Annotated in this window: 24 protein-coding genes; 16 read left to right on the top strand and 8 right to left on the bottom strand. The window is 65.7% G+C overall.

From position 1 onward, the window contains the following. Window positions 1–20 precede the first annotated feature (20 nt). On the bottom strand, window positions 21–1184 hold the full coding sequence (locus tag D3260_RS14895; RefSeq protein ID WP_120099401.1) for a murein hydrolase activator EnvC: 1164 nt from the start codon (window positions 1182–1184) through the stop codon (window positions 21–23). A 154-nt stretch (window positions 1185–1338) separates the two neighbouring features. Between D3260_RS14895 and D3260_RS14890 the strand changes: the two genes are divergently transcribed. The 5 genes from D3260_RS14890 to D3260_RS14870 all read left to right on the top strand — a co-directional run bounded on the left by D3260_RS14890 (window position 1339) and on the right by D3260_RS14870 (window position 4695). Continuing rightward, window positions 1339–1764: a rhodanese-like domain-containing protein gene (locus D3260_RS14890; protein ID WP_120099400.1), complete on the top strand. Its 426-nt coding sequence runs from the start codon at window positions 1339–1341 to the stop codon at window positions 1762–1764. A gap of 20 nt (window positions 1765–1784) precedes the next feature. After that, entirely contained in the window at window positions 1785–2264 is a 480-nt protein-coding gene (secB, locus tag D3260_RS14885) for a protein-export chaperone SecB (protein WP_120099399.1), read from the top strand. Window positions 2265–2279: 15 nt separating this feature from the next. Next, complete coding sequence (locus tag D3260_RS14880) at window positions 2280–3293, top strand: NAD(P)H-dependent glycerol-3-phosphate dehydrogenase (protein WP_120099398.1); 1014 nt, start codon at window positions 2280–2282, stop codon at window positions 3291–3293. Between the two features lie 129 nt (window positions 3294–3422). After that, window positions 3423–4031: a CDP-alcohol phosphatidyltransferase family protein gene (locus D3260_RS14875; protein WP_120099397.1), complete on the top strand. Its 609-nt coding sequence runs from the start codon at window positions 3423–3425 to the stop codon at window positions 4029–4031. Next, window positions 4024–4695, top strand: a complete 672-nt coding sequence (locus D3260_RS14870; protein ID WP_120099396.1) for an HAD family phosphatase — start codon at window positions 4024–4026, stop codon at window positions 4693–4695. Before D3260_RS14875 ends, D3260_RS14870 begins: the two co-directional genes overlap by 8 nt. A gap of 31 nt (window positions 4696–4726) precedes the next feature. On the opposite strand, the gene D3260_RS14865 is transcribed toward D3260_RS14870, so the two are convergent. Both D3260_RS14865 and D3260_RS14860 read right to left on the bottom strand, forming a co-directional pair. Next, window positions 4727–5173, bottom strand: coding sequence for a tRNA (cytidine(34)-2'-O)-methyltransferase (locus tag D3260_RS14865; protein ID WP_120099395.1), 447 nt, complete (start codon window positions 5171–5173; stop codon window positions 4727–4729). An 89-nt stretch (window positions 5174–5262) separates the two neighbouring features. After that, complete coding sequence (locus D3260_RS14860) at window positions 5263–5580, bottom strand: DUF2007 domain-containing protein (protein WP_120099394.1); 318 nt, start codon at window positions 5578–5580, stop codon at window positions 5263–5265. A 78-nt stretch (window positions 5581–5658) separates the two neighbouring features. Between D3260_RS14860 and D3260_RS14855 the strand changes: the two genes are divergently transcribed. From D3260_RS14855 to D3260_RS14840, 5 genes are all read left to right on the top strand, one after another. Further along, entirely contained in the window at window positions 5659–6018 is a 360-nt protein-coding gene (locus D3260_RS14855) for a multidrug transporter (protein WP_147418223.1), read from the top strand. A gap of 130 nt (window positions 6019–6148) precedes the next feature. Next, window positions 6149–8074 carry a DUF4105 domain-containing protein gene (locus tag D3260_RS14850; protein ID WP_120099392.1) on the top strand — a complete coding sequence of 642 codons (1926 nt, stop codon included), beginning with the start codon at window positions 6149–6151 and terminating at the stop codon, window positions 8072–8074. Window positions 8075–8143: 69 nt separating this feature from the next. After that, complete coding sequence (ampD, locus tag D3260_RS14845) at window positions 8144–8713, top strand: 1,6-anhydro-N-acetylmuramyl-L-alanine amidase AmpD (RefSeq protein WP_120099391.1); 570 nt, start codon at window positions 8144–8146, stop codon at window positions 8711–8713. Continuing rightward, window positions 8704–9594, top strand: a complete 891-nt coding sequence (gene ampE, locus D3260_RS17890; RefSeq protein WP_158583562.1) for a regulatory signaling modulator protein AmpE — start codon at window positions 8704–8706, stop codon at window positions 9592–9594. The genes ampD and ampE overlap by 10 nt, the downstream gene beginning before the upstream one ends. Before the next feature lie 70 nt (window positions 9595–9664). Continuing rightward, window positions 9665–10471, top strand: coding sequence for an inositol monophosphatase family protein (locus D3260_RS14840; RefSeq protein WP_233544099.1), 807 nt, complete (start codon window positions 9665–9667; stop codon window positions 10469–10471). Between the two features lie 53 nt (window positions 10472–10524). Here the strand turns inward: D3260_RS14840 and D3260_RS14835 are convergent, their stop codons facing one another. Continuing rightward, window positions 10525–11208 (bottom strand): HAD family hydrolase, encoded by a 684-nt coding sequence (locus D3260_RS14835; protein ID WP_370456323.1) that lies wholly within the window; start codon window positions 11206–11208, stop codon window positions 10525–10527. 253 nt (window positions 11209–11461) lie between these two features. Here D3260_RS14835 and D3260_RS14830 point away from each other — a divergent pair, with 253 nt between their 5' ends. The 3 genes from D3260_RS14830 (at window position 11462) to bfr (ending at window position 13331) form a co-directional block, all read left to right on the top strand. After that, window positions 11462–11944, top strand: a complete 483-nt coding sequence (locus tag D3260_RS14830) for an RNA pyrophosphohydrolase (protein WP_120099389.1) — start codon at window positions 11462–11464, stop codon at window positions 11942–11944. A 538-nt stretch (window positions 11945–12482) separates the two neighbouring features. Beyond that, the gene (locus D3260_RS18190) at window positions 12483–12743 is read left to right on the top strand and encodes a (2Fe-2S)-binding protein (protein WP_120099388.1); all 261 of its coding nucleotides are present in this window, start codon (window positions 12483–12485) and stop codon (window positions 12741–12743) included. An 84-nt stretch (window positions 12744–12827) separates the two neighbouring features. Then, window positions 12828–13331: a bacterioferritin gene (gene bfr / locus D3260_RS14820; protein ID WP_120099387.1), complete on the top strand. Its 504-nt coding sequence runs from the start codon at window positions 12828–12830 to the stop codon at window positions 13329–13331. 215 nt (window positions 13332–13546) lie between these two features. On the opposite strand, the gene D3260_RS14815 is transcribed toward bfr, so the two are convergent. Next, entirely contained in the window at window positions 13547–13972 is a 426-nt protein-coding gene (locus D3260_RS14815; protein ID WP_120099386.1) for a CopD family protein, read from the bottom strand. Window positions 13973–14050: 78 nt separating this feature from the next. Next, window positions 14051–15835, bottom strand: coding sequence for a chloride channel protein (locus D3260_RS14810; protein ID WP_120099385.1), 1785 nt, complete (start codon window positions 15833–15835; stop codon window positions 14051–14053). Between the two features lie 236 nt (window positions 15836–16071). Between D3260_RS14810 and argC the strand changes: the two genes are divergently transcribed. Beyond that, a complete protein-coding gene (argC, locus tag D3260_RS14805) occupies window positions 16072–17115 on the top strand; it encodes an N-acetyl-gamma-glutamyl-phosphate reductase (protein WP_120099384.1) in 1044 nt (347 codons plus the stop codon). 97 nt (window positions 17116–17212) lie between these two features. Further along, a complete protein-coding gene (gene erpA / locus D3260_RS14800) occupies window positions 17213–17590 on the top strand; it encodes an iron-sulfur cluster insertion protein ErpA (protein ID WP_120099383.1) in 378 nt (125 codons plus the stop codon). Between the two features lie 473 nt (window positions 17591–18063). On the opposite strand, the gene D3260_RS14790 is transcribed toward erpA, so the two are convergent. Both D3260_RS14790 and D3260_RS14785 read right to left on the bottom strand, forming a co-directional pair. Continuing rightward, the gene (locus tag D3260_RS14790; RefSeq protein WP_120099382.1) at window positions 18064–19227 is read right to left on the bottom strand and encodes an anhydro-N-acetylmuramic acid kinase; all 1164 of its coding nucleotides are present in this window, start codon (window positions 19225–19227) and stop codon (window positions 18064–18066) included. A gap of 4 nt (window positions 19228–19231) precedes the next feature. After that, window positions 19232–20752, bottom strand: coding sequence for a peptidoglycan DD-metalloendopeptidase family protein (locus D3260_RS14785; RefSeq protein ID WP_120099381.1), 1521 nt, complete (start codon window positions 20750–20752; stop codon window positions 19232–19234). Between the two features lie 222 nt (window positions 20753–20974). Between D3260_RS14785 and tyrS the strand changes: the two genes are divergently transcribed. Continuing rightward, entirely contained in the window at window positions 20975–22186 is a 1212-nt protein-coding gene (gene tyrS / locus D3260_RS14780; RefSeq protein WP_120099380.1) for a tyrosine--tRNA ligase, read from the top strand. Window positions 22187–22358: the final 172 nt, after the last annotated feature.

Raw genomic sequence — 22358 nt, 5'->3', positions numbered from 1 at the left:
CTTGGCGATGATGCGGCGTCTCAGCCGGCGAGCCAGCGGCGCGGGTTGACCGGCGTCTGGCCGTGCCGGATTTCGAAATAGATGCCGTTGGTGTCGTGGCCGCCGCTGTGGCCGGCGGTCGCGATCGGTTGGCCGGCCTGCACGGCATCGCCGACATCGACATAGCTGGCTGCGGCATGGCCATAGAGCGAGTAGTAGCCCTGGCCGTGATCGACGATGACGATCAGCCCGTAGCCTTTCATGTAACCGACGTAGACCACGCGGCCGCCGGCCACGACATGCACTGGCGTCCCCTCGCTGGCAGCGAACCATTCACCCTGCCAGCGCAGCGGCCCGCCGCTCTTGGTCTGACCGAAGGCGGCCAGGACGCGGCCGGAAACCGGCGGGTGCATGCGGCCCTTGAGTGTCGCGAACGAGGCGCCCTTGGGAATCGGCGGCAGGTCGGAGAGTTGCGTCTGGACCGATCCGAGCAGTTTCTTGAGCTGGGCGGCCTGGTCCCGCATGTCCGACAGCGAGCTGCGCTTCGACGAGAGCTCGCGATCGAGTGCGGCCAGCGTCTGTTTCTGCTGTTTTTCGCTTGTCTGGAGACGTTCCAGGGTGGCGGCACGGGTCTTGCGCCGCGAGGCGAGCTGGCTGCGTTCGGCCTCCAGCGATTGTTGCTTGGCGACCAGTTTGGCAAGCACGGTCTTGAGCTCGCCGATCTGGGCGCTCTGGGCATCGGAGAAATAACGATAATAGTTGAGCATCCGGCCCATGCGCTCCGGCGACTCGCCTGACAGCAGGAGACGCATCCGGCTGACCTGGCCGGTTTCGTAGGCCGATGTCACCTGGGCCTCCAGCGCATCGAGCTGATCGGACAGATGTGCCCGTTCGGTATCGCGCTGGGCGACGAGCTTGGTGATGCGCTGCTTGTGCTCGGCGATGTCCTCATCCAGATCGTCCAAGCGCTTGCGCGTGGCGCTGATCTGGCGCTGTGCCTTGTTGAGTGCGTCCGACAGATCGCTGCGCTTGTCGCTGTCGGCCGCGATCTTGTGGCGCAACGAATCGATCCGATCGCGCAGCGCCGACAGCTCGGCGCGTGCCTTGTCGGACTGGGTATCGGCCAGGCCGGGCATGGGCCAGGCCACGCCGGCGGCGAGGACGAGCGCAAGAGCCGGACAGACACAGGAAGAGAAAACGCGCATGGCGCCGATTGTATGACACCCAGCCCGGCTTGCCCGAGCGCGTTCGGACAAGCTGGAGCCGTCGTCGACTGCGCGGGCCTGCGGATATGCAATAATCGCGGGCCACACAGCGGGCTGCGGCCGCTCCAATCAGCCGACTCGGGCACATCAGCTTATGGATCAGTTGGTCGAATTCGTCGTGCACCACCCGTTCCTCTGGGGTGCGCTCGGCTTGATCGTCATCGCTTTCCTCGTCAACGAAGCCTGGCGCAATGCCTCCGGCGCGGCGCCGATTCCGCCGTCGCAGGCGATTCGTCTGATCAACGGCGAGGACGCGGTCGTCGTCGACACGCGATCCAAGGCGGATTACAAGAAGAATCACATCATCAATGCCCGCCACGTGCCGCTGGCCGGCATCGATTCGCGCACGCAGGAGATCTCGCGTGACACGGCGCATCCGGTCATCGTCTACGATGCCGCGGGTACCAGCGCCGGCCAGGCCGTGACCAAGCTCAAGGCCAAGGGCTTCACGCGTGTGCACGCGCTCAAGGGCGGATTCAACGGCTGGCAGGCCGATGGCCTGCCGGTCACGCGCAAGTAAACGTTTTCAAGGAGGGAAAGATGGCCGAAGACGAGCAGCAGGAGCAGGGTCAGCGAACGGTCGGTCTGCAGAAGATCTACGTCCGGGATGCTTCGATCGAGGTGCCCGACGGCCCACGGGTGTTCACGCTCGACTACAACCCCGAGGTCAACGTCGATCTGAACACCCAGATCCAGAACCTGTCGGATGAGACCCATCAGGTCTGTCTGACGGTGACCGTCACCGCCAAGCAGGAAGACCGCACGGCCTATATCGTCGAAGTCCAGCAGGCCGGCGTGTTCCAGATCGAAGGCTTCGACGAACAGGAACGCGATCATGTGCTGGGCGCGTACTGCCCGTCGGTGCTGTTCCCCTATGTGCGCGAGGCCGTTGGCGACATGGTCCAGCGCGCCGGTTTCCCGCACTTTTTGCTGCAGCCGGTCAATTTCGACCTGCTCTATGCCCAGCATCGGGCCGGCCAGGGCGAGGGCACCACGGACGCCAGTCAGGCCACGCACTAGCCGGGCGGCGGCGATATGGATCGGGGGCAGACACGACGGTTCGCCGTGCTGGGCGCCGGTTCCTGGGGCACCGCGCTGGCTGTCCAGCTGGCCCGCCGTGGTCACGGCGTGGCGCTCTGGGGACGAGACGGCGCCGCCATCGAGGCGCTGGCCCGGACGCGAGAGAACGCGCGATACCTGCCCGCGGTGACCCTGCCGGCCACACTCTCGCCGGTCACGAGCGTGGCCGAGGCCATCGACGGGGCCGATGACGTGCTGGTGGTGGTGCCCAGTCATGCCCTGCGCGCCTGTCTGTCGGCCCTGGCGCCGCAGCTGGCACCGGGTCAACGGGTGCTCTGGGCGACCAAGGGCCTGGAACCGGACACCGCATTGCTGCCGCACGAAGTCGCGGCCGAGACACTCGGCACGACGCGCAGCGTCGGTGTGTTGTCCGGGCCGAGCTTCGCCGGTGAGGTGGGGCGAGCGCTGCCGACCGCGGTCACGATCGCATCGCACGACCCGGCGTTCGCCGACGACATGGCCCGAGCCTTTCATGACGGCATGTTCCGGGTCTATACCGCCCACGACGTGGTCGGCGTCGGCGTCGGCGGCGCGGTCAAGAACGTGCTCGCCATCGCGGTCGGCATTTCGGACGGGCTCGGCTATGGCGCCAACGCTCGCGCGCTTCTGATCACGCGCGGGCTCACGGAAATGATGCGCCTCGGTGCAGCGCTCGGCGGCGCACGCGAAACGCTGACCGGCATGGCCGGGCTCGGGGATCTGTTGCTGACCTGCACGGACGATCAATCGCGCAATCGGCGCATGGGGCTGGCCCTGGCGCGTGGTGCCTCGGTGACCGAGGCCGAAGCCGAGATCGGGCAGGTGGTCGAGGGCGTTCGCGTGGCGCGCGAAGTGCGCCGCATGGCCGGCGAGCAGGGCATCGACATGCCGATCGCTGCGCAGGCCTTTTCGGTCCTGCACGAGGGCGTGGCACCGCGCGAAGCCGTGCGACGGCTGACGGATCGACCGTTTCGTGCCGAAGCGGAATAGCGCGCTCGGGGGTTTCACCTTCGTGTAAACTTCGACGCTGGCGTACCGGACGAGCGTGTCCGGCCTATGGCTCACGCGGGGCGGGGCGCGTGGCGATGATCGCCGCCCGTGCCGGAAAAGTGAACGGATATGGCGAACTGGGTCACTTTCGGACGTTTTGTCCTGTTGTTCGGGCTGCTGGCGATCATCTATTCCGGCGATCCCTGGCTGCAGCTGGTCAACGCGCCGCTCACGGTGTTCATCATCGCGCTCGACGGCGTCGATGGCTGGGTCGCGCGCCGCTTCAATCAGGAAACCCTGTTCGGGGCGACCTTCGATATCGCCATCGACCGCATCGTGGAGACGGTGCTCTGGGTGGTGCTGGCGCATCTGGGCTTCATCGGTGTCTGGATCCCGCTGCTGTTCATCATCCGCGGCAATCTGGTCGATGCCATCCGCAGCAAGGGCGCGGCTGCCGGCACCGCGGCCTTCGACATGATGCAGTCACCGGTCGGCCGGTTTCTGGTGGCCGGGCGCTTCATGCGCGGTTTCTATGCCGTGCTCAAGGCGGTAACGTTCGCCTGGATCCTGCTCTGGCAGCCGTTCCCGGACATCGCGCCCGCATTCTGGGCCGCACACGGGTTCTGGCTGGCCGCCATCGGCCACGGCCTGGCCTGGGCCTCGGCAGCGATCTGCGTGGCGCGCGGCCTGCCGGTCATCGTGGAGTTCTGTGTCAACGCGCGTAAGAGCCATGTCTGACAAGCGACTCATCATCTTCGATATCGACGGCACGCTGGTCGCCGGGGCTTCCTCGGAGGCCCGCTTCGCGCGTTTTCTCTGGCAGCAGGGCGCGCTCGGCGTGCGGCAACTGCTGGCTTTTGCAGTCTTCACGCTGCGTTATCTGCCGCGTTTCGGCCGACACGTCATGCAGAAGAACAAGGCCTATCTGGCCGGGCACACGCATGGCCATATCAGCGCACTGGCCGAGCGGTTCGTTGCCGAGGTGTTGCGCGAGGCCCTCTCGGCACCGGTGCTCGAACGCCTGCGTGCCCACCAGGCGGCCGGCGATACGGTGGTATTGTTGTCGGGCACGCCGCAGTTCATCGCCGATGCCCTGTGCGAGGCACTGGGCGCGGACGATGCGATCGGCGCGGTCTGCCACACGCGCAACGGTGTCTTCACGAGCGCGCCGCCGCGGCGCCATCCCTACGGGCCCACCAAGATCGATGCGGCCGAGATACTGGCCGCGCGCGTCGGGCTGGGTCTGGCGAGCGCCGTGGCTTTCGGCGATTCGATCAACGACGCCTATCTGTTTCGGGCCGTCGGCGAGCCGATCGCGGTCGAGCCGGACAAGCGTTTGAGTGCGGCGGCGGCCGGTGCCGGCTGGGAAGTCATCTCGGTCCGGGCCTCGCAGCGCGTCTGAACCACGGGTCGCGGGCCCGCGCGAGGCCAGGTCAGACGAAGCCGCGCTGGCGCCAGGCTTCGTAGGCCACCACGGCGACGCTGTTCGACAGATTCAGGCTGCGATTGCCGGGGCGCATGGGCAGATGGATGGCGGCATCGGCCGCACGTACCCGGGCGGCCGGCAGCCCGCGCGTCTCGCAGCCGAAAAGCAGGGCGTCGTCGGCCTGGTAGGCCACCGTGTCGTAGCGCACATCGCCATGCTTGGTGGCGGCGAAGACCCGGTTGTCGGGGTGGGCGGCGCGCCAGCTGTCGTAATCGGCCCATTCGCGGATCACCGCGATTTCGCGATAGTCCAGGCCGGCCCGGCGCAGCCGGCGATCGTCGATCGAAAAGCCCAGCGGATGAATGAGATGCAACGTGGCGCCGATATTGGCGGCCAGCCGTATGGCATTGCCGGTATTGGGCGGGATCTCGGGTTCGTGGAGAACGATATGCATGAGGCGCGCAGCCGGCCGGCGAGGATGCGGCGCAGTCTACGGGCTCGGTGGGCCCGGCACGAGTGCGGCCGCGCCCATTGGACGAGCCTTCAATCGGTCGGGCGGGGATGCTGACAGCGCCAGCAGGCCTGAAAGGTGCCCTCGATGCGTTCGCGACAGCCCGGACATGTCCAGTCCGGTCCGGCGTCCATCGGCCCGGCCTCGAACTGCACGACGAGCGTGCGGGCCCGTTCGTAGTCGGCCGCATCGACCCAGACGCCCGGATAGAGATTGGCCGGCAGCTCGCCCATGCCGCCCCACAGATGCTGGCGGCGTACGTGGGCGGCGATCCCCCGGTCGGCAAGCATGTCCTTGACGATTTCGGCGTTGACCGGATCGGCCGCCAGATAGACCTCGCGCGCACTCATGACAGACGATAGCGATGGATTGACTTGCCAAGGCGCTTTGCTACGCTCGCCTCACGCAGCCACCACAGGGTTTTCGGCATGACTGTTCTCCTCGTTCGATGCATGGCCGTTGGCCTGATGCTGGTCGGCGCGCTGGTGACGACACCCGCCTGGTCGGCCACGCCGGCCACCGGTCCGGCCCAGCCGCAGTATGATTATTCCGCGGACACGCCGGACCCGGCCGCGATGGTCTTTGATGCCGTGATCGTGCGGCCGTTGAGTTTTGCGACCACCATCGCCGGTGCCGGGCTGTTCGTGGTTTCCCTGCCGTTCTCGGCACTCGGCCACAACAGCGACGCGGCCGCCGGGGCCCTGGTCGGCGCTCCTGCACGGTATACATTCTCGCGGCCGCTCGGCAATTTCGACGCCGAGTCGGCCCCGCAGGGCACCCAGCCCTGATATCGCGGCCACAGCCGCACGAGACCGGTCTCGTGCGACGCGCCCGGTCGATTGCGGCGACGTTAACGCGTCTCTTCTAGTGGTGTTGTCCTGTCGGCAGCGACGACGGCTTGTCCGTTGCGGGCTTGTCTTGCTGGGTGTTTTCGGCGGACTCCTCGCCGCGACGCCGCCGGCGGTCGCCGATGCGTCGGCCACCGTGGCGCGGCTGCAGCGTGCCGCCGCCGCTGCAGGTCTGGCCGATCGCGATACCTGGCGTGCGCTGGTCCACTACGAGCCGAACTGGATGCATGGGGGCGTGCACAGCGAGGTCGGCTCCGACTGGTTTTTCCTGGCCGGGCCCGACGGACGACACGATCCGGCCGCGGAGCTCGATGCCACCATCGCCGGGCTGTTTTCCGATCGGCCGGTCGGGCCGCGCAAACTGGCGACCTACTGTCTGTTCGTCGCGCGGCGCAAATGGCTGGTCAGGCAGCTCGATATCGATGTTTCGCAGCTGCCTGTGCACGACTGCCCGAAATACCGGCGCTGGAAGGCGATGCTCAGCCCACGGCAGGCCAGCCTCATCTTCCCGGCGGCCTTTCCGAACAGTCCGTCATCGATGTTCGGCCATACGTTGCTGCGCATCGATTCCTCGAAACGCCGCCATGGCACCGAGCTGTTGTCCTATGCCGTGAACTTCGCCGCCGCGGCCCCGGACGGCCAGCGTGGGCTGGGTTTCGTCTGGAAGGGCCTGACCGGCGGCTATCCCGGCATCTTCGGGCTGTTTCCTTACTACAAGAAGGTCAAGCAGTACGCCTGGATCGAGAATCGGGACGTCTGGTCGTATTCGCTGCAGCTGTCGTCGGCCGAGCTCGATCGGATGGTCGATCATGTCTGGGCGATGGATCATGTCGAGTTCGCCTATTATTTTCTCAACAAGAACTGCTCCTACCAGCTGCTCTCGCTGATCGATGTCGCGCGTCCCGGGCTGCATCTGACGCGTCAGTACAGCTGGTATGCCATCCCCTCGGACACGATCCGGAGTCTGTCGGATGTGCCGGGGCTGCTCGGCCCGGCCCGGTTTCGTCCGTCCATGGAAGCGGTCCTGCGTTCCGAGACGCATCAGCTGTCGGCCGCGGAACAGTCGCTGGCGCGCCGCGTGTCGCGCCACCGCCTGAGCCCGGACGCCCCGGCCGTGAAGGCGTTGCCGCGTGCCCGCCAGGCCGCGGTGCTCGAGGTCGCCTACGACGCGCTGCATTATCAGCTGGCCAGTGACAACGTGGCAGCGCCGGTCAAGGGGGAGACCGGTGAGGTCTATGCCAATCGCATTCTGGCGGCGCGGGCCCGGCTGGGCGGCCGGTCGCCGTTCGCGCCCGTGACCGAGCCGGCCCGCTCGCCGGACGAGGGGCATCGCTCGCTGCGTTTCAAGGCCGCCACCGTGTATGCCGGCGACAAGACGTCGCTGGCCTTCCGGCTTCGGCCGGCGTATCACGATCTGCTCGACGATCCGGGGGGCTACACGCACGGTCAGGCCATCGATTTCGCCGATGTGGGCTTGGCGGTCGATCCGGAGAACGGGCATGTCGCGCTGGATGACTTCAAGCTCTTGTCGATCACCTCGCTGTCGCGGCGCGATGCCTGGTTCAAGCCGGTTTCGTTCACGCTGTCGACCGGGGCGCGTCGTCGGCCATCCACGCATCTGTTCACCGGCCGCGACAACGATCTCGGCTATTACCTGCAGGGCGGGCCGGGGCTGGCCTGGGGACGCGGCAATCTGACCGGTTATGTATTCGGTCAGGTCTCCTTCGACGCCAATCCGGGGCTCGCGCCGGCCTATGCGTTTGGTGCGGGCCCCAGCGCGGGCCTGCTCTATTATCCGCATCCGGGGGTCCAGATGCGGGCCGATGCCGGCTGGTTGCAGTATGCTGCCGGTGCCGACGGCCATTACGGCTGGGCGGGGCTCGGCGTGCAGGTTCCGTTGATACGCGAGCTCGCGCTACGATCGAACATCAAATACGAAAACCTGCGCCGTACGGATGGTCTGCGTATCGATCTGGGCGTCCAGGCGTATTTCTAGCGGCCGCCGCCCCACGACGGGTGGGGCACCGATCGACGCGGATGAGTCACCGAACAGGGTGGATTGCGCTTGAATCTTGTCATCGACGACGCTGGCTGGCTGGTCGGGGTATCTCACCGGCCCTCGCCGAATCAGGACATGCGGCCGGCACACGTCCCGATCGATGCACTCGTGGTGCATGGCATCACGCTGCCGCCGGGACGTTTCGGCCATGGTCTGGTCACGGAACTGTTCACCAATACGCTGGATGTGCACGCCGATCCGGCGCTGCGTGAGCTGGCCGATGTGCGGGTCTCGGCGCATGCGCTGATCGAGCGGACCGGTCGGATCACGCAGTACGCGAGCTTCGACGCACGGGCCTGGCATGCTGGTGTCTCGAGGCTCGGCGGCCGCTCGCAGGTCAACGATTTCGCGATCGGCGTCGAGCTCGAGGGCACCGATCACTGCCCCTACGCACGCGCGCAATACACCGCCCTGGCGCGGCTGGTCCGGACGCTCGCGGCGCGTTATCCGGCGCTGGTGCGCGAGCGCATCGTCGGCCACTCCGACATCGCGCCCGGCCGCAAGACCGATCCCGGCCCGGCATTCGACTGGACTGCCTTGGATCGCGTCCTGGCCCGGAGTGCGTCATGCATCTGATCGTCATCGTGGCCGCTCTGCTGCTGGAGCGCACCCTCGGCCAGATCGCACGCCTGCGCCGGCTCGATGCGTTTGCGGCCTATGTGGATCTGATCGCGACAACGCGTCTCGGGCGGGCCTGGCTGGCGCATCCGAGTGGAGCGCTGGTGATTCTGCCGCCGGTGGCGATCGTTGCGATCGCACAGTGGCAGATCGCCGTGCACGCCTGGCTTGGCGTCCAGCTGTTGTTCGGGCTGATCGGTCTGTTGATCAGCCTGGGGCCGCGTGATCTGTGGGAGGATGTCTACGCGCTGGCCAACGCGCGCAGCCAGGCGGCCCACGACGAAGTCGAGGCCCGTGCGATCGCGCTGGCGCGGCGGGCGACCGGGCGCGCCCCGGCCGATATCCATCCGAGCACACTGCTCGGCGCGGTGCTCGTTCAGGGGCACGAACGCGTGCTGGCAGTGCTGCTCTGGTTCTTCGTGGCCGGGCCGACCGGGGCGTTGTTCTATCGTCTGGCGCGCGAGTTGCCGGCGCTGGCGCAGCGTGCGCCGCAGCGGCGGGCCACTGCGCGTACTGCCGAATACGTGCACGGTCTGGCGGCCTTCATTCCGGCGCGCCTGGTCGCCGTGGTCTATGCGCTGACCGGGCAGAGCGGCTGCGCTTTCGGCGCCTGGCGGGGCGCGATACGCACCACCACGCGGCTCAGTGGCACCGGCAGCTGGTTGTTGCTGGCCCGGGTCGGACGCGGTGCGCTCGGCCTGCCAGCGGATGCCGCGGATCGCGCGGCGCCGGCCGATTTCAGCGCCATGCTGCTGGCCGCCCTGTCGCTCATCTCGCGTAGCGTGCTGGTTCTGCTGGCACTGCTCGCCGCAGCCACGCTGCTGGGCTTCGCCCGCTGAAATCGTCGCATCGGGCCGGGCGAGCCCCTATCATGCGAGCCCGATTCGATCATCTGATGAGGACGCGTTCGTGAGTGAGAACGTCAACCGCTATCTGGAAGTCGCGGTCGAGGCCGCTCGGGCCGCCGAGGCGGTCATCAATCAGTACTATCACGGCGAGTTCGAGGTTGAGCGCAAGGCTGATGCCTCGCCGGTGACCGTCGCCGATATCGAAAGCGAGCGTGTGATCAAGGCCACGCTCGCCGAAGCCTTTCCCGACCACGGCTTCTACGGCGAGGAGCTCGGGCGCGAATCGATCGATGCCGACTATGTCTGGCTGATCGACCCGATCGATGGCACCAAGAGTTTCGTGCGGGGCTATCCGTTCTTCTCGACTCAGATCGCGCTCATGTACCGCGGCGAGCTGATCGTCGGTGTATCCAACGCCCCGGCGTTCAACGGCGGGGAGCTGGCCTGTGCCGCCCGGGGCTGTGGCGCGACACTCAACGGCGCGCCGATTCAGGTCTCGGAAGTTGACACGATCGCCGAGACATCGCTGTCGATGGGCAACATCGGGGCACTGGGCGCCTCGGCAGCCTGGCCGGATATCGGCCGGCTGGTCGGCGATGTGCACCGCATTCGCGGTTATGGGGACTTCTATCACTATCACCTGCTGGCCAGCGGTCGCGTGGACGCGGTGATCGAGTCCGATCTCAATATTCTGGATATCGCGGCACTGGCCGTGATCCTGCGCGAGGCAGGCGGTGATGTGAGCGAGCTGGGCAGCGGCCCGCTCGACCTGGAAACACGCACGCTTTTGGCGACCAACGGCCGCCTGCGTGAGCAGGTCGTGACTTACCTGGGCGCCTGGGACGAAGGCCGGGACGCGCCGCGCTGAGACGAAGGCGCCGGCCGGGTCAGCGTGCCGGCCGGGCGCCTGTCACGGTGTCGTCAGGAAAGCGGCGGGGGTGTCTCGCCGCGAAACGAGACGATCGGCCAGCCGGCCGCGCTGGCCGCGGCTTCGAGTGTCGGGTCCGGATCCACGGCGACGGGCCGGTCCGCCCAGCGGAGCAGTGGCAGATCGTTGTGTGAATCCGAGTAGAACGTGGTCGGGCCAGCCTCGGGATAATATTCGGCCTTGAAAGCCAGGGCCCGCTCGATCTTGCCGTCCTGAAACGAGGGCGTTCCCGCGATTTCACCGGTATAGCGGCCGTCCACGATGCGGGGCTCCGTGGCGATCAGATGCGAGATGCCGAGATAGGCCGCGATCGGCTCGGTGACGAAGGCATTGGTCGCGGTGATGATGGCGATGGCATCGCCCCGATCGCGATGAAACGCCAGAACCCGCGGCGCATGGCGCGCGATGCTGGGCCCGATGCGCTCGGCCACGAAACGTTCGCGGAGCGCGGCCATGGCCTCGTGCCCGTGGGCGACCAGGGGCGCCAACGCGAAACGCTGATAGGCATGGATATCCAGCTCGCCGGCAGCATATTGCGCGGCGAAACGGTCGTTGGCGTCGGTGTAGGCCGCGCTATCCACCACGCCCTCATCCACGAGAAAACGATTCCATTCGTAGTCGCTGTCGGATGCCAGTAGCGTCTGGTCGAGGTCGAAGAAGGTCAGGTGCACGAGCATTCGATGTGAGAAGCCGGCCCGCATCATCGCGCGAATCGCCCGTCGTTGAAAGATCGAATGCGCCTGAGCAAGGCAGGTTGCGCCCCAAACAATTGACTATTATCAGATTATGGCGTGCGCCGGAGCGCGGGGCTTGGCGGTTTATGTTGTGGGCGAGCGATTTACGACCTGCCGAACGTCTATCGCGTCGTTTTTGTTATTTGTTGCCATTTTATGAAAGAATCGATTCAGTACTTATACCGAGGGTATCAGCGTGATCGACGCACAAGGATACCGTGCAAACGTCGGCATCATTCTGAGCAACCAGGCCGGTCAGGTCTTCTGGGCCAAGCGCATCGGTCAGCAGTCCTGGCAATTTCCACAGGGCGGCATTCGGCACGGGGAAGACCCGCGGGCAGCGCTTTATCGTGAACTCGAGGAAGAGGTCGGGTTGCGCCCGGAACATGTCGAGATTATCGGCAGCACGCGGCGCTGGCTGCGCTACCGGCTACCCAAGCGTTATATCCGGCGCCATAGCCAGCCTCTGTGCATCGGTCAGAAACAGAAGTGGTTCATGCTGCAGCTCGTCGCCGACGAATCCTGTGTCCGCTTCGATGCCACCGAGAAGCCGGAGTTCGACGGGTATCGATGGGTCGACTACTGGCGGCCGGTCGATGAAGTGGTCTTCTTCAAGCGACATGTCTACCGGCGCGCGCTCGACGAGCTGGCCGGCTGTCTGGACGAAGCCACGATCTGACCCCGGGCGGCCACGTGCCCGTATCGGCGATGCCCTGACGCGACAGGGCATTGCGTCCGCCGTTGAAACACGAAACACGGCGCCACCATGGCGGTCGCGCAATGGCGGCTCGTCTTATCGCGTGATGTCGCATACCCGGCGTTCAGCGTCCGTGCTCGTTCGTCTCGCAGGCAGAGCGAGCCATGCGCTGCCGCTCGAAAACAGTCCGATATCAACGGACCCAGTCCATGCGCCGGGCGATCTCGGAAAACACGCCCTAGACGCCTTGTCATGGCTCCTGAGTCCGCCGGGCGTATGCGTGATTGCTGCAAGCTCGATCTCCGTTAATCCGCACAGATCGCTTCGGCCAGATTCCTGAATCCTTTTTATGTGAGGTGGCCCGCGTCGGGCAGCTCCCGATTTGCGCAACACTGTTCGTTGCCAATCGAGTTGCGCGCAATATTTGACACTGATTGGCGATCGCGCAAGACTGCAACGAGTCCCAGTAGCAGTTGACACTGATTCTCATTTAGGGTGTACTGCAATTGGAGGTAATGCTATGTACGTATGCGTCTGCAACGCGGTGACCGACTGTCAGATCCGCGAAGCCTATTGCGACGGGGCCTGCAGTATGCGGCTACTCCGGCAAAAGCTGGGCGTGGCCGGATGTTGTGGACGCTGCGCGCCCTGTGCGCGTGATGTGTTGCTTCAATGTCGGCAAGAGTCGGAGCGACTCGAATCGCCTGCTCCGGTAACTGCGGTTTCCGTCGATGCGGCAGAGGAAGCACCGGCGCTCGAACCGGTGGCCGTCGCCGGCTAGAGACGATCACGAGGCAGCCGGTTTGTCGCCGATGCCGGCCTCCGATAATCTGTGGGTTGGATTCTGGTCAGCACAGGACGACCCATGAAAGGCGATCCCAACGTCATCAAGCATCTTCAAGACGCGCTCAAGCTCGAGTTGACCGCGATCAACCAATACTTCCTGCATGCCCGGATGTATGAAGACATGGGTTATTTCGAGCTGGGCAAGCACGAGTACAACGAGTCGATCGAGGAAATGGAGCACGCGGATCGGTTCATCCAGCGGATCCTGTTTCTCAACGCGCTGCCGAACCTCCAGGATCTGGGCCGCCTGCGTATCGGCGAGAATCCCAAGGAAATGCTGGAGTGCGATCTGGCCGCCGAATATGAAGGCCATGCGCATTACAAGGCGGCCATCAAGGTCTGTGAAGAGGCCGGCGACTACGCCACGCGCGATCTGTTCGTGAACATTATTTCCGACGAGGAAGAACACATCGACTACATCGAGACCCAGCTGGATCTCATGAAGACGATGGGTGAGCAGAACTATCTGCAGTCGCAGACGGGCCCGGACATCAACCAGATTCCGAAGACCGGCGACGAATAATCCGTTCGCCAATCGAGTGGCCCGCCCCGTGCCGGTGGTGGGCCCGCTCGGGCTGAATCATGGCGTGTCGCCAGAAATAGACTGCCGCATTGTCCTGCAGGCGATCAGACGAGGCGCGAGTCGCCGACCATAGCGCGCCACGATTCAGACTGGCAACGCCGCCGGGCGTGATTTGCGGTCTCCAACGCGGCGCTCGAACGAAACCTCAACACGCCCTAGAACGGCTTGGCGATCGCCAGGATCACGATCAGGACCAGGAGCACCACGGGGATTTCGCGCATCGCGCGATAGAACCCGATCGAGGCCGCCGCACGGTCCTCGCGCAGTTTCTTCACCTGGGCCTGACACCAGCCGTGATAGCCCAGCACCAAGACCACGAGTCCCAGCTTGGCGTGCATCCAGCCGTTATTGGCAAGCCAGCCGCCGCCGAGCATCACCAGCATCCAGACGCCGAAAACCACGGTGGCCACGGCCGCGATCGACATGCCGATCGACAGGCGGCGCTCCATGCCGGCGAATCGGCGCCGGGCGGCCGGCTCGGTCGTCTCGGCGTGATAGACAAACAGCCGTGGTAGGTAGAGAAGGCCAGCAAACCACGCCACCATGGAAATCACGTGGAATGCCTGGATCCATAAATACATCGAGTCGCTCCCGAATTGGCTGAAGGGTCGTCCCTTCGAAACGCGGCCATTGTACCGACGCCGCTCGCGCCGACGCGCTTAGCGGCGATAAGTGGCTGATACGGCGGCCGGCGTGAGAATACCGTAGGGGGTTGCGCCGGCGTTGCCGACCCGGCTGGTGCGCTGGACGATCAGGGCCTCGGCCTCGGTGGACTCGAATTGATCATAGGCCTCCTGCAAGCTGGCCCGGACATCGATGGCAAAGGTATCGGCTCGATGGGCGGGGATGTTCATGAGGTCGATCTCGGCCTCTTCGTCGATCTCCGCATCGCCGGCCAGTGCCCGTTCAAGCTCGTCCGGCCGGATCAATTGTAGACGGCCTTCCTCGGGCCGGATCAGCAACCAGTCGATACGGGCATCCAGCGCCTTGCGCACCTCGGCGCGTGTGGTCTGTGCCGCCAGAACACGAAACTTGCGGTTCATGGTGGTCAGCACGCTCGCACGGCGCAGATATTGCGAGATCGGGTCATTGCGATAGTCGAGACCGCGTCGGCGCAGCAGCAGCCGGAAGATCGAGTCCGACACGGCCACCCGGCGGGAGACCACCAGGGCAGCGATGATCACCAGCATGCCTGGCAGCACCATGGCGGTCTGGCCGGACAGTTCCAGTATCGCGACCAGTGCCGACAACGGCGCCTGGAGGACCGCGGCCATCATCGCGCCGATGCCGAGTAGGGCATACAGGCCGGGGCCGCTGACTGGCAGGTTCAGCTCGGCGCCCACGAGACTGCCCCAGGCGCTGCCCAGGCCCGCCCCGGTGACGAACATCGGCAGGATGATGCCGCCCGGCATGCCCGCGGCCACGGCGAACAGCGTGGCCACGAGCTTGGCCGCGCCGATGCCAAGGGCCATGCCGATGAGGAACTCGCCGGCCAGTGCGTGATTCACGGTCTCGAACCCGAGGCCCATGATCTGCGGGAAGACGATGGCGAGCAGGCCGGTCACCAGGCCGGCGAGCGCCAGACGCAGGCTGATCCGGACGTTCGCGAGCTTTGGCGCGAAAGCCCCGGCAACCCGGGTGAAACCGCCGCCGATCACGCCGAGCAACAGCCCCATCAGTGTCATCGCCGGCAGTTCCAGTGCATGGAAATGATCGGCCGCGCCGGTGAGCTGTGGGTGCAGGTTCGGCAGCTCGAGCGTGACCAGCGAACCGGTCACGGCCGCCAGGATGATCGGGGCGAAGCCGGCGATGGTGTATTCCATCATCACGACTTCCATCGCGAAGATCACGCCGGCCAGCGGTGTATTGAACGAGGCGGCAATACCCGCGGCCACACCGCAGCCGACCAGCGTGCGCACGCTGTTGTTCGGCAGCGCCAGACGCCGCGCCAGCCAGCTGCCGGTGAACGCCCCGGTATGCACGGCCGTGCCTTCGCGACCGACCGACTGCCCGGTCGCGATGGCGATGGCGGTCGCGGCGAGGTCGACGAGCGCGGCTCTCAGCGGCAACAGGCCCTGGTAGTACATCAGCCGCTCGATGACGTGCACGATGCCGTTCTCAAGCGACTTGAACCACCACTCGACCAGCAGCCCGAGAATCAGGGCGCCGATGACCGGCACGGCGATACGAAAGGCCAGATCCGCGCTGACGAACGTATCGCCGTGATTGTCGAAGACCGCGAACAGCGGTAGGCGGATCGCCTGGATCGCGCCGTAGAGCAACAGGATCACGCCGCCGGCCAGCGCCCCGGTCGTCGCGCCCAGCACGCACAGCAGCCCGAGGCCGGGCGTGTTTTCGACATCGGCGAGCTGGCCGCGCCATCGCTCGAGCGCACGGCGCGCGTAGCCACGAGCCCGCGTACGCAGCGAGGCGTTCGCGGCCATGCTCAGCGATCCCCCGCGGTTTCGGTGGGCCGGGGCGCATGCCCTGTGCCATGCCGACCGGTCGCGCCACGGTACGGCGGCCAGTCCCGGGCCTTCGTCCGTGCACTCGCCGCGCCACGGAGTACACGATCAGGCAACAGGGCGTTCGGGCGCGAGCAGGACATCCGCGGGCTCTGGGGTTGTCGGATACGCGGGTGTAGTATGCGCATGCATCAGCCTAGGGAACAGCATTGGTCATGGCACGCACGCAACGAATCGGAATCGTCGGCGGGACCGGCTACGCCGGTGCCGAGCTGCTGCGCCTGCTCGGCGCGCACCCGCATGCCGACGTGTCGGTGGTGACCTCGCGCGGGGCGGCGGGCACACCCGTGGCCGATGCTTATCCACAGCTGGCCGGCCTCGGCGATCGCGTATTCGCGACGCCGAGCTACGAGAACCTGGCCGGCTGCGATGTCGTGTTCTTCGCCACGCCTCACGCCGCGGCCATGTACGACGTGCCTGATCTGCTGGCGGCCGGCGTGCGTGTCATCGACCTGTCGGCCGATTTCCGCCTGCGTGATCCCGGGCTCTGGGCCCAGTGGTATCACACCGATCATGCGGCCCCGGAGCTGATCGAGCGCGCCGTCTACGGGCTGCCCGAACTGACCGGGCGAGCGCCGATCGCCGAAGCCGAGCTGGTGGCCTGCCCGGGATGCTATCCCACGGCGGTGTTGCTGGGCTTCAAGCCGCTGGTCGCCGGCGGACACGTGGATCTCGCGCATCTGATCGCCGATGCCAAGACCGGTGTCTCCGGTGCGGGTAAGAGCCTCAAGCCCGGTTTCCTGTATGCCGAAATGGCCGATTCGTTCAAGGCCTACGGTGTGAGCGGGCATCGTCACCTGCCGGAGATCGAGCAGGTCTTGACCGATATGGCCGAAACAGCCGTCGGACTGACGTTCGTGCCGCATCTCGTGCCCATGATTCGCGGTATTCACGCCACGCTCTATGCACGGCTCAACGATCGGGGCATCGATTTGCAGTCGCTTTTCGAGGCGGCTTATGCGGACGAGCCGTTCATCGAGGTACTGGCCTCGGGGGGCACGCCGGAAACGCGTCACGTGAAGGCGACCAATCACTGTCGAATCGCCGTTCATCGCCCGGGCGACCGCGATCAGGCGGTCGTGTTGTCGACCATCGACAATCTCGTGAAAGGGGCTGCCGGTCAGGCCGTGCAATGTTTCAACCTGATGATCGGCGCGCCGGAGACCTGCGCGCTGACACAAACAGCGCCCATCCCGTGAGACAATGCACGGAAAGCGACACCGCGACGGCTTGAAAAGCGCGCCACAGCACTGATGTCGTAAGATGTGAATCGCGGGTTCGACAGGAACGACGCTTATGAGTACTGCCACTGAAATCAATGACGCCCCGGCTGATGCCGCACAACAGGATGTGCTGGTATTCACCGATTCGGCCGCGCTCAAGGTCAAGGAGCTGCTCCAGGACGAGGACAACGACGCGCTCAAGCTTCGTGTGTTCGTCTCCGGCGGCGGCTGTTCGGGCTTCCAGTACGGTTTCACCTTCGACGAGAACGTCGAGGATGGAGACACCCTCATCGAGAAACAGGGCGTGACGCTGCTCGTCGACCCGATGAGCGTGCTCTATCTCATGGGCGCCGAAATCGATTTCTCCGACGGGATCGAAGGCGCGCAGTTCGTGATTCGTAACCCCAACGCCACGACGACCTGCGGCTGCGGCAACTCGTTCGCGGTGTAAACCGGACCGGCGCGCCTTCGCCCCCTTGAGGGGCGATTCGCCGCAGGCGAATGGGGGTGATGGACAACCCCTCAGGCTTGCATAGCAAGCCACGCGCGGATGCGCGGCGCAGTTCGTGATTCGTAACCCCAACGCCACGACGACCTGCGGCTGCGGCAACTCGTTCGCGGTGTAAACCGGACCGGCGCGCCTTCGCCCCCTTGAGGGGCGATTCGCCGCAGGCGAATGGGGGTGATGGACAACCCCTCAGGCTTGCATGGCAAGCCACGCGCGGATGCGCGGCGCCGTTCGTGATCCGTCACCCCAGCGCCCACGACGACCGCCGACTTTGGCAATGCGTTCGCGGCACCAGAGAGATCTCGCTCTCCCTCACCAGTAGCCACTGGCCAAGAGACAGGCAGGCGGATCGATCGCGCTGAATCAAGGGCCGTGTCGAGATCAGTCCAAAGTCGGGCGCTGGGCCGCTGGCCTGCTCAGGCGTCGTTTTCGCGTGCTGGCGGCGGGAGATGCCAGCCGCCGAGAATCGCGGGGCCGCTGGCGCCCGTCACGCCCGGTGCATTACCGGTCAGGCCGGCCAGCCGTTGCCGAGCGAGCCAGGCGAACGCCAGGGCTTCCACCCAATCGCCGTCGACGCCCAGCTCGTTCGTCGTTGTCACGCGGATCGGGGCCAGGCAGGCCGCCAGCCGTGCGGCGAGTGTCCGGTTGTGCGCGCCGCCGCCGCATAGATGAATGCTTTCGATGTCTTGCGGCCCGAAATGCGTGACTGCATCGGTGATGCTCTGTGCGGTCAGCTCGCATAGTGTGGCCTGCACATCGGCAGGGGCGGGGGTGTGCGCCAGCCGGGCGAGATGCGTCTGCAGCCAGTTCAGGCCGAACCATTCGCGGCCGGTGCTTTTCGGGGGGCGCCGGGCGAAGTAATCATCGGCCCGCAGTTGGGCGAGCAACGCGGCATCGATTCGGCCCGAGGCCGCCCAGGCGCCGTCGGCGTCGTAGGATTGATCGCGGCAGGTCGCGATCCAGGCATCCATGAGCCCGTTGCCCGGGCCGGTATCGAATCCGGTCACCTGCATGATGTCCCGGTCGGCGCCGGCCGGCAGCAGGGTCACATTCGCGATGCCGCCGATGTTGACCACGGCACGGGCGCGAGCCGGGCCGGCGAACAGCGCGGCGTGCAGCCCGCAGACGAGAGGGGCGCCCTGGCCGCCGCAGGCCAGGTCGGCGCTGCGGAAATCGGAAACCACGGCACAGCCGGTGCGGGCGGCGATCCGGGCGGCCGAGCCGATCTGCAGGCTGAACGGGCGGTCATCATCCGGCGCGTGCCAGACAGTCTGGCCATGGCTGCCAATGGCCGCGATATCGCGATGTGCGAGATCGGCCCGCGCTCGGACGGCGTTCGCAGCGTCGCTGAACCAGTCCGCGACCTGCTGATCGAGCCGGCCGTAGTCGGCCAGTGTGAGTGTGGTTCCAGCATCGCTCAGCGCCAGCAAGGCCTCGCGCAGCGCTGGCGGCGGCGGTTCGTTGTGGGTGGCCACGATTTCGGGCCGGCCCGTGTCGTCGAACCGGGCGACCAGCGCATCGACAGCATCGACGCTGGTGCCCGACATCAGGCCGATGAAATGAAGATCAGGGCTCGCCATCGCGTCAGCGCGACTCCGTGGCCGAGGCATCGGCCAGCTGCACGGGGCGGTGTCCTGCGTCGTCGAGCTGGGCCACGAGCGGTGCGCTGGCCTGCTTGAAGCGTGCGAGCGCCCGGCCGGACAGCGGGGCAGCGCCGGGCAGCGTCACCGTCTGCGGATTGTAGGGTTTGCCGTTGATCCGGAATTCGTAATGCACATGTGGACCCGTGGCTAGCCCGGTCATGCCCACATATCCGATCACATCGCCTTCAGCGACCGTATCGCCGACCGACAGGCCGCGTGCGAAACGCGCCATGTGGGCGAACCGCATCGTCACTCGGGCGTCGTGCCGAATGATCACCACGTTGCCGTAACCGCCGCGGCGACCGCGGAAGACGATCTTGCCAGCGCCGGTGGCGTGAATCGGGGCGCCCTCGGGGGCCGCATAGTCCGTACCTTCGTGCCGACGGATGCGATGCAGGATCGGATGGCGACGGCTCATGTTGAACGGCGAGCTGATACGCGTATAGGCGACCGGTGCTCGGACGAAGGCCGGACGCAGTGGGCGGCCGTCCGGGCGATAATAATCCGTGTGGCCGGCGCTGTCCGTATACCGTACGGCCTGCACTGCATGGTTGCCGCTGGTCAGCGAGGCACCCAGAATCGGGCCGGTGCCGACGCGGCGGCCGTCGCGATAGAGCTCATCGTAGGCGACGACGAAACGATCGCCCCGTTTCAGGTCATGGCCGAAATCCACGTCATGCGCGAGCGCTTTCTGGACCTGGGCAATCTGTGGCGCGCTCAGCCCGGCGGCGCGAGCGTCCTTGTAGAAGGAGTGACGTATGACGCCGCTGGCGTAACTGCGTCGATGGTCCAGGGCCTGTTCGGCCAGATCCGCAGTGAACCCGTCGCCTTGACGGGTCAGGGTGATGGTCCGGCCGGCATCCACGACATAATGCACTTCGGCCACGCGGCCGTTGCGATCGGCCTTGACGCGCAACAGGCGGCCCGGCTTGAGGCCGCTGGTGAAGAAATGGCCGAGCTTCGGCAGATGCGCGATCCGCAGCGAGTCCATGTAGGACAGCCCGTAGCGCTGGAAAGCCAGTGACAACGTGTCGCCGCGGCGGATCGTCAGCGTGCGCCATCCGGGCTTATCGTCGGTGGCCAGCGAGGCGGCCGGGGCCATGGCCAGGGCGTCGGCCAGTGCGTTGTCCTCGATCCGTTGCCGGCCCGGCGCAACGACCGAATCCCAGCGATCGAATCGGCTGACCGGCGTCAGGCGCATGCCGGCGAGCGTATCCGGGCGGGCGACAGCCGGTATCAGATGGCCCTGCATGGCCGGCGGCAGGCGCGACGGCATGGGCGGCGTCGCCGCGAGCGCGTCATCCGGTGTGTGCATGTCGGGGTTGGTATAAAAGGCATACCAGACGCCCACTGCCGCAACGGGCACGAGCCCGAAGGGCAGCCAACGGCGCCAGGCCGGTGCCGGCCGGACGGCCGGGGATTCACGTAGCCACAGATAATCCTGGTCGACCAGTCTGCCCATAGACACCGTCGCGGTTTGGGAAAAGGCATTCAGGCGGAGGCCCCCTTTGCTTGCCTTCCGTGTTCTTATGGGGCCATAAATGACCACAAACACGCGGACTTAGCAACTTGTCCCGCGATTTGGCCCGCGCGATGCCCGGCAACGGGGCCGTCGCGGCCTCGCGCGAAGCAGCAACTCTACTTAGACTACGCACCGCATTTGGTAAAGACGACGGAGCAAGCCTTGACCGACGATCCATGGGCCGAGATCAAGCGCGGCACCGATGAAATCATCCCGGAAGCCGAATTTCGCGAGCGTTTTGAAAACGCCACCGCCGAAAAACGCCCGCTCGTGATCAAGGCCGGTTTTGATCCGACCGCCCCCGATCTGCATCTGGGGCATACCGTTCTGCTCAACAAGATGCGCTGGCTGCAGGACATGGGGCACGACATCGTGTTCCTGATCGGCGACTTCACCGGGCGTATCGGTGATCCCACGGGAAAGAACGTCACGCGCAAGCCGCTAACCGAAGAACAGGTCCAGGCCAATGCGAAGACGTACGAGGCGCAGATCTATCGCGTGCTCGATCCGGCCCGAACCCGGGTTGTGCTCAACTCGGACTGGCTCAACGACTTCTCCGCGGCTGACCTGATTCGTCTGGCGTCGTCGCACACCGTGGCGCGAATGCTTGAGCGCGACGACTTCCACAAGCGTTATCAGTCCAATCAGCCGATTGCCATTCACGAGTTCCTGTACCCGTTGCTGCAGGGATACGACTCGGTTGCGCTGGACGCCGATCTGGAGCTCGGTGGGACCGATCAGAAGTTCAACCTGCTCATGGGCCGGCATCTCCAGCAGGTTCACGGCCAGGTGCCGCAGGCCATATTGACCATGCCGTTGCTCGAGGGGCTGGACGGCGTCAACAAGATGTCGAAGTCCCTGGACAACTACGTTGGTATCGACGAGGCACCGGACCAGCAGTACGGCAAGCTCATGTCGATCTCCGACGATCTCATGTGGCGGTATTACGAACTCCTGTCCTTTGAGCCCATCGACACCGTGCGCCGCTACCGGGCCGAGGTCGACGCCGGCGAGAACCCGATGGCCTACAAACACGGGCTCGCGCGCGAGATCGTGGCGCGCTTCCATGGTGAGGAGGCGGCCGAGGCCGCCTATCAGGGATTCGTTTCGCGGTTCTCGAAAGGCGTTGTGCCCCAGGACTTGGAACTCACGCCCGTGACGGTGCCGAGTGATGGTATCCAGGTGGCAGCGTTGCTCACCGCAGCCGGGCTGACCAAGAGCAATGGCGAGGGCATGCGACTGGTCAAGCAGGGGGCGGTGCGTATCGATGAAGCCCCGGTGACCGACAAGGCCGCGGTGTTTTTGCCGGGCAGCGAACTATTGATCCAGGTGGGCAAGCGCCGCATCGCGCGCGTCTCGCTCGAGGCAGGCTGAAGCAGCAAACCCGTAACGCCCGTGTGGCGGGCGTTGCAGGCCCTCCTGCAACGCGGCTGTAAAAAACCCGTTGACGGCAGATGTGTGATGTATATGATGCGCATCTCTCGCAACGGGGCGAGCACAACGAGCCAAGCGGTTTGTGGTGTTTTTGCTTTGTTTCGGGGTGGGT

It is taken from the genome of Salinisphaera sp. Q1T1-3 (assembly GCF_003602005.1).
Taxonomy (GTDB): domain Bacteria; phylum Pseudomonadota; class Gammaproteobacteria; order Nevskiales; family Salinisphaeraceae; genus Salinisphaera.
Note: the sequence above shows the minus strand (reverse complement) of the source record. Positions and strands in the feature narration are given on the sequence as shown.

Excerpts from the sequence above, each read along its gene's own strand:
- D3260_RS14895 (WP_120099401.1), bottom strand. The coding sequence starts at position 1,184 with ATGCGCGTTTTCTCTTCCTGTGTCTGTCCGGCTCTTGCGCTCGTCCTC.
- bfr (WP_120099387.1), top strand. The coding sequence starts at position 12,828 with ATGAAAGGCGATCCCAACGTCATCAAGCATCTTCAAGACGCGCTCAAG.
- D3260_RS14860 (WP_120099394.1), bottom strand. The coding sequence starts at position 5,580 with ATGAGTGCGCGCGAGGTCTATCTGGCGGCCGATCCGGTCAACGCCGAA.
- D3260_RS14880 (WP_120099398.1), top strand. The coding sequence starts at position 2,280 with ATGGATCGGGGGCAGACACGACGGTTCGCCGTGCTGGGCGCCGGTTCC.
- D3260_RS14815 (WP_120099386.1), bottom strand. The coding sequence starts at position 13,972 with ATGTATTTATGGATCCAGGCATTCCACGTGATTTCCATGGTGGCGTGG.
- D3260_RS14785 (WP_120099381.1), bottom strand. The coding sequence starts at position 20,752 with ATGGGCAGACTGGTCGACCAGGATTATCTGTGGCTACGTGAATCCCCG.
- D3260_RS14875 (WP_120099397.1), top strand. The coding sequence starts at position 3,423 with ATGGCGAACTGGGTCACTTTCGGACGTTTTGTCCTGTTGTTCGGGCTG.
- D3260_RS14865 (WP_120099395.1), bottom strand. The coding sequence starts at position 5,173 with ATGCATATCGTTCTCCACGAACCCGAGATCCCGCCCAATACCGGCAAT.
- secB (WP_120099399.1), top strand. The coding sequence starts at position 1,785 with ATGGCCGAAGACGAGCAGCAGGAGCAGGGTCAGCGAACGGTCGGTCTG.
- D3260_RS14810 (WP_120099385.1), bottom strand. The coding sequence starts at position 15,835 with ATGGCCGCGAACGCCTCGCTGCGTACGCGGGCTCGTGGCTACGCGCGC.
- D3260_RS14870 (WP_120099396.1), top strand. The coding sequence starts at position 4,024 with ATGTCTGACAAGCGACTCATCATCTTCGATATCGACGGCACGCTGGTC.
- argC (WP_120099384.1), top strand. The coding sequence starts at position 16,072 with ATGGCACGCACGCAACGAATCGGAATCGTCGGCGGGACCGGCTACGCC.
- erpA (WP_120099383.1), top strand. The coding sequence starts at position 17,213 with ATGAGTACTGCCACTGAAATCAATGACGCCCCGGCTGATGCCGCACAA.
- D3260_RS18190 (WP_120099388.1), top strand. The coding sequence starts at position 12,483 with ATGTACGTATGCGTCTGCAACGCGGTGACCGACTGTCAGATCCGCGAA.
- D3260_RS14835 (WP_370456323.1), bottom strand. The coding sequence starts at position 11,208 with ATGCTCGTGCACCTGACCTTCTTCGACCTCGACCAGACGCTACTGGCA.
- D3260_RS14790 (WP_120099382.1), bottom strand. The coding sequence starts at position 19,227 with ATGGCGAGCCCTGATCTTCATTTCATCGGCCTGATGTCGGGCACCAGC.
- D3260_RS14855 (WP_147418223.1), top strand. The coding sequence starts at position 5,659 with ATGACTGTTCTCCTCGTTCGATGCATGGCCGTTGGCCTGATGCTGGTC.
- D3260_RS14890 (WP_120099400.1), top strand. The coding sequence starts at position 1,339 with ATGGATCAGTTGGTCGAATTCGTCGTGCACCACCCGTTCCTCTGGGGT.
- ampE (WP_158583562.1), top strand. The coding sequence starts at position 8,704 with ATGCATCTGATCGTCATCGTGGCCGCTCTGCTGCTGGAGCGCACCCTC.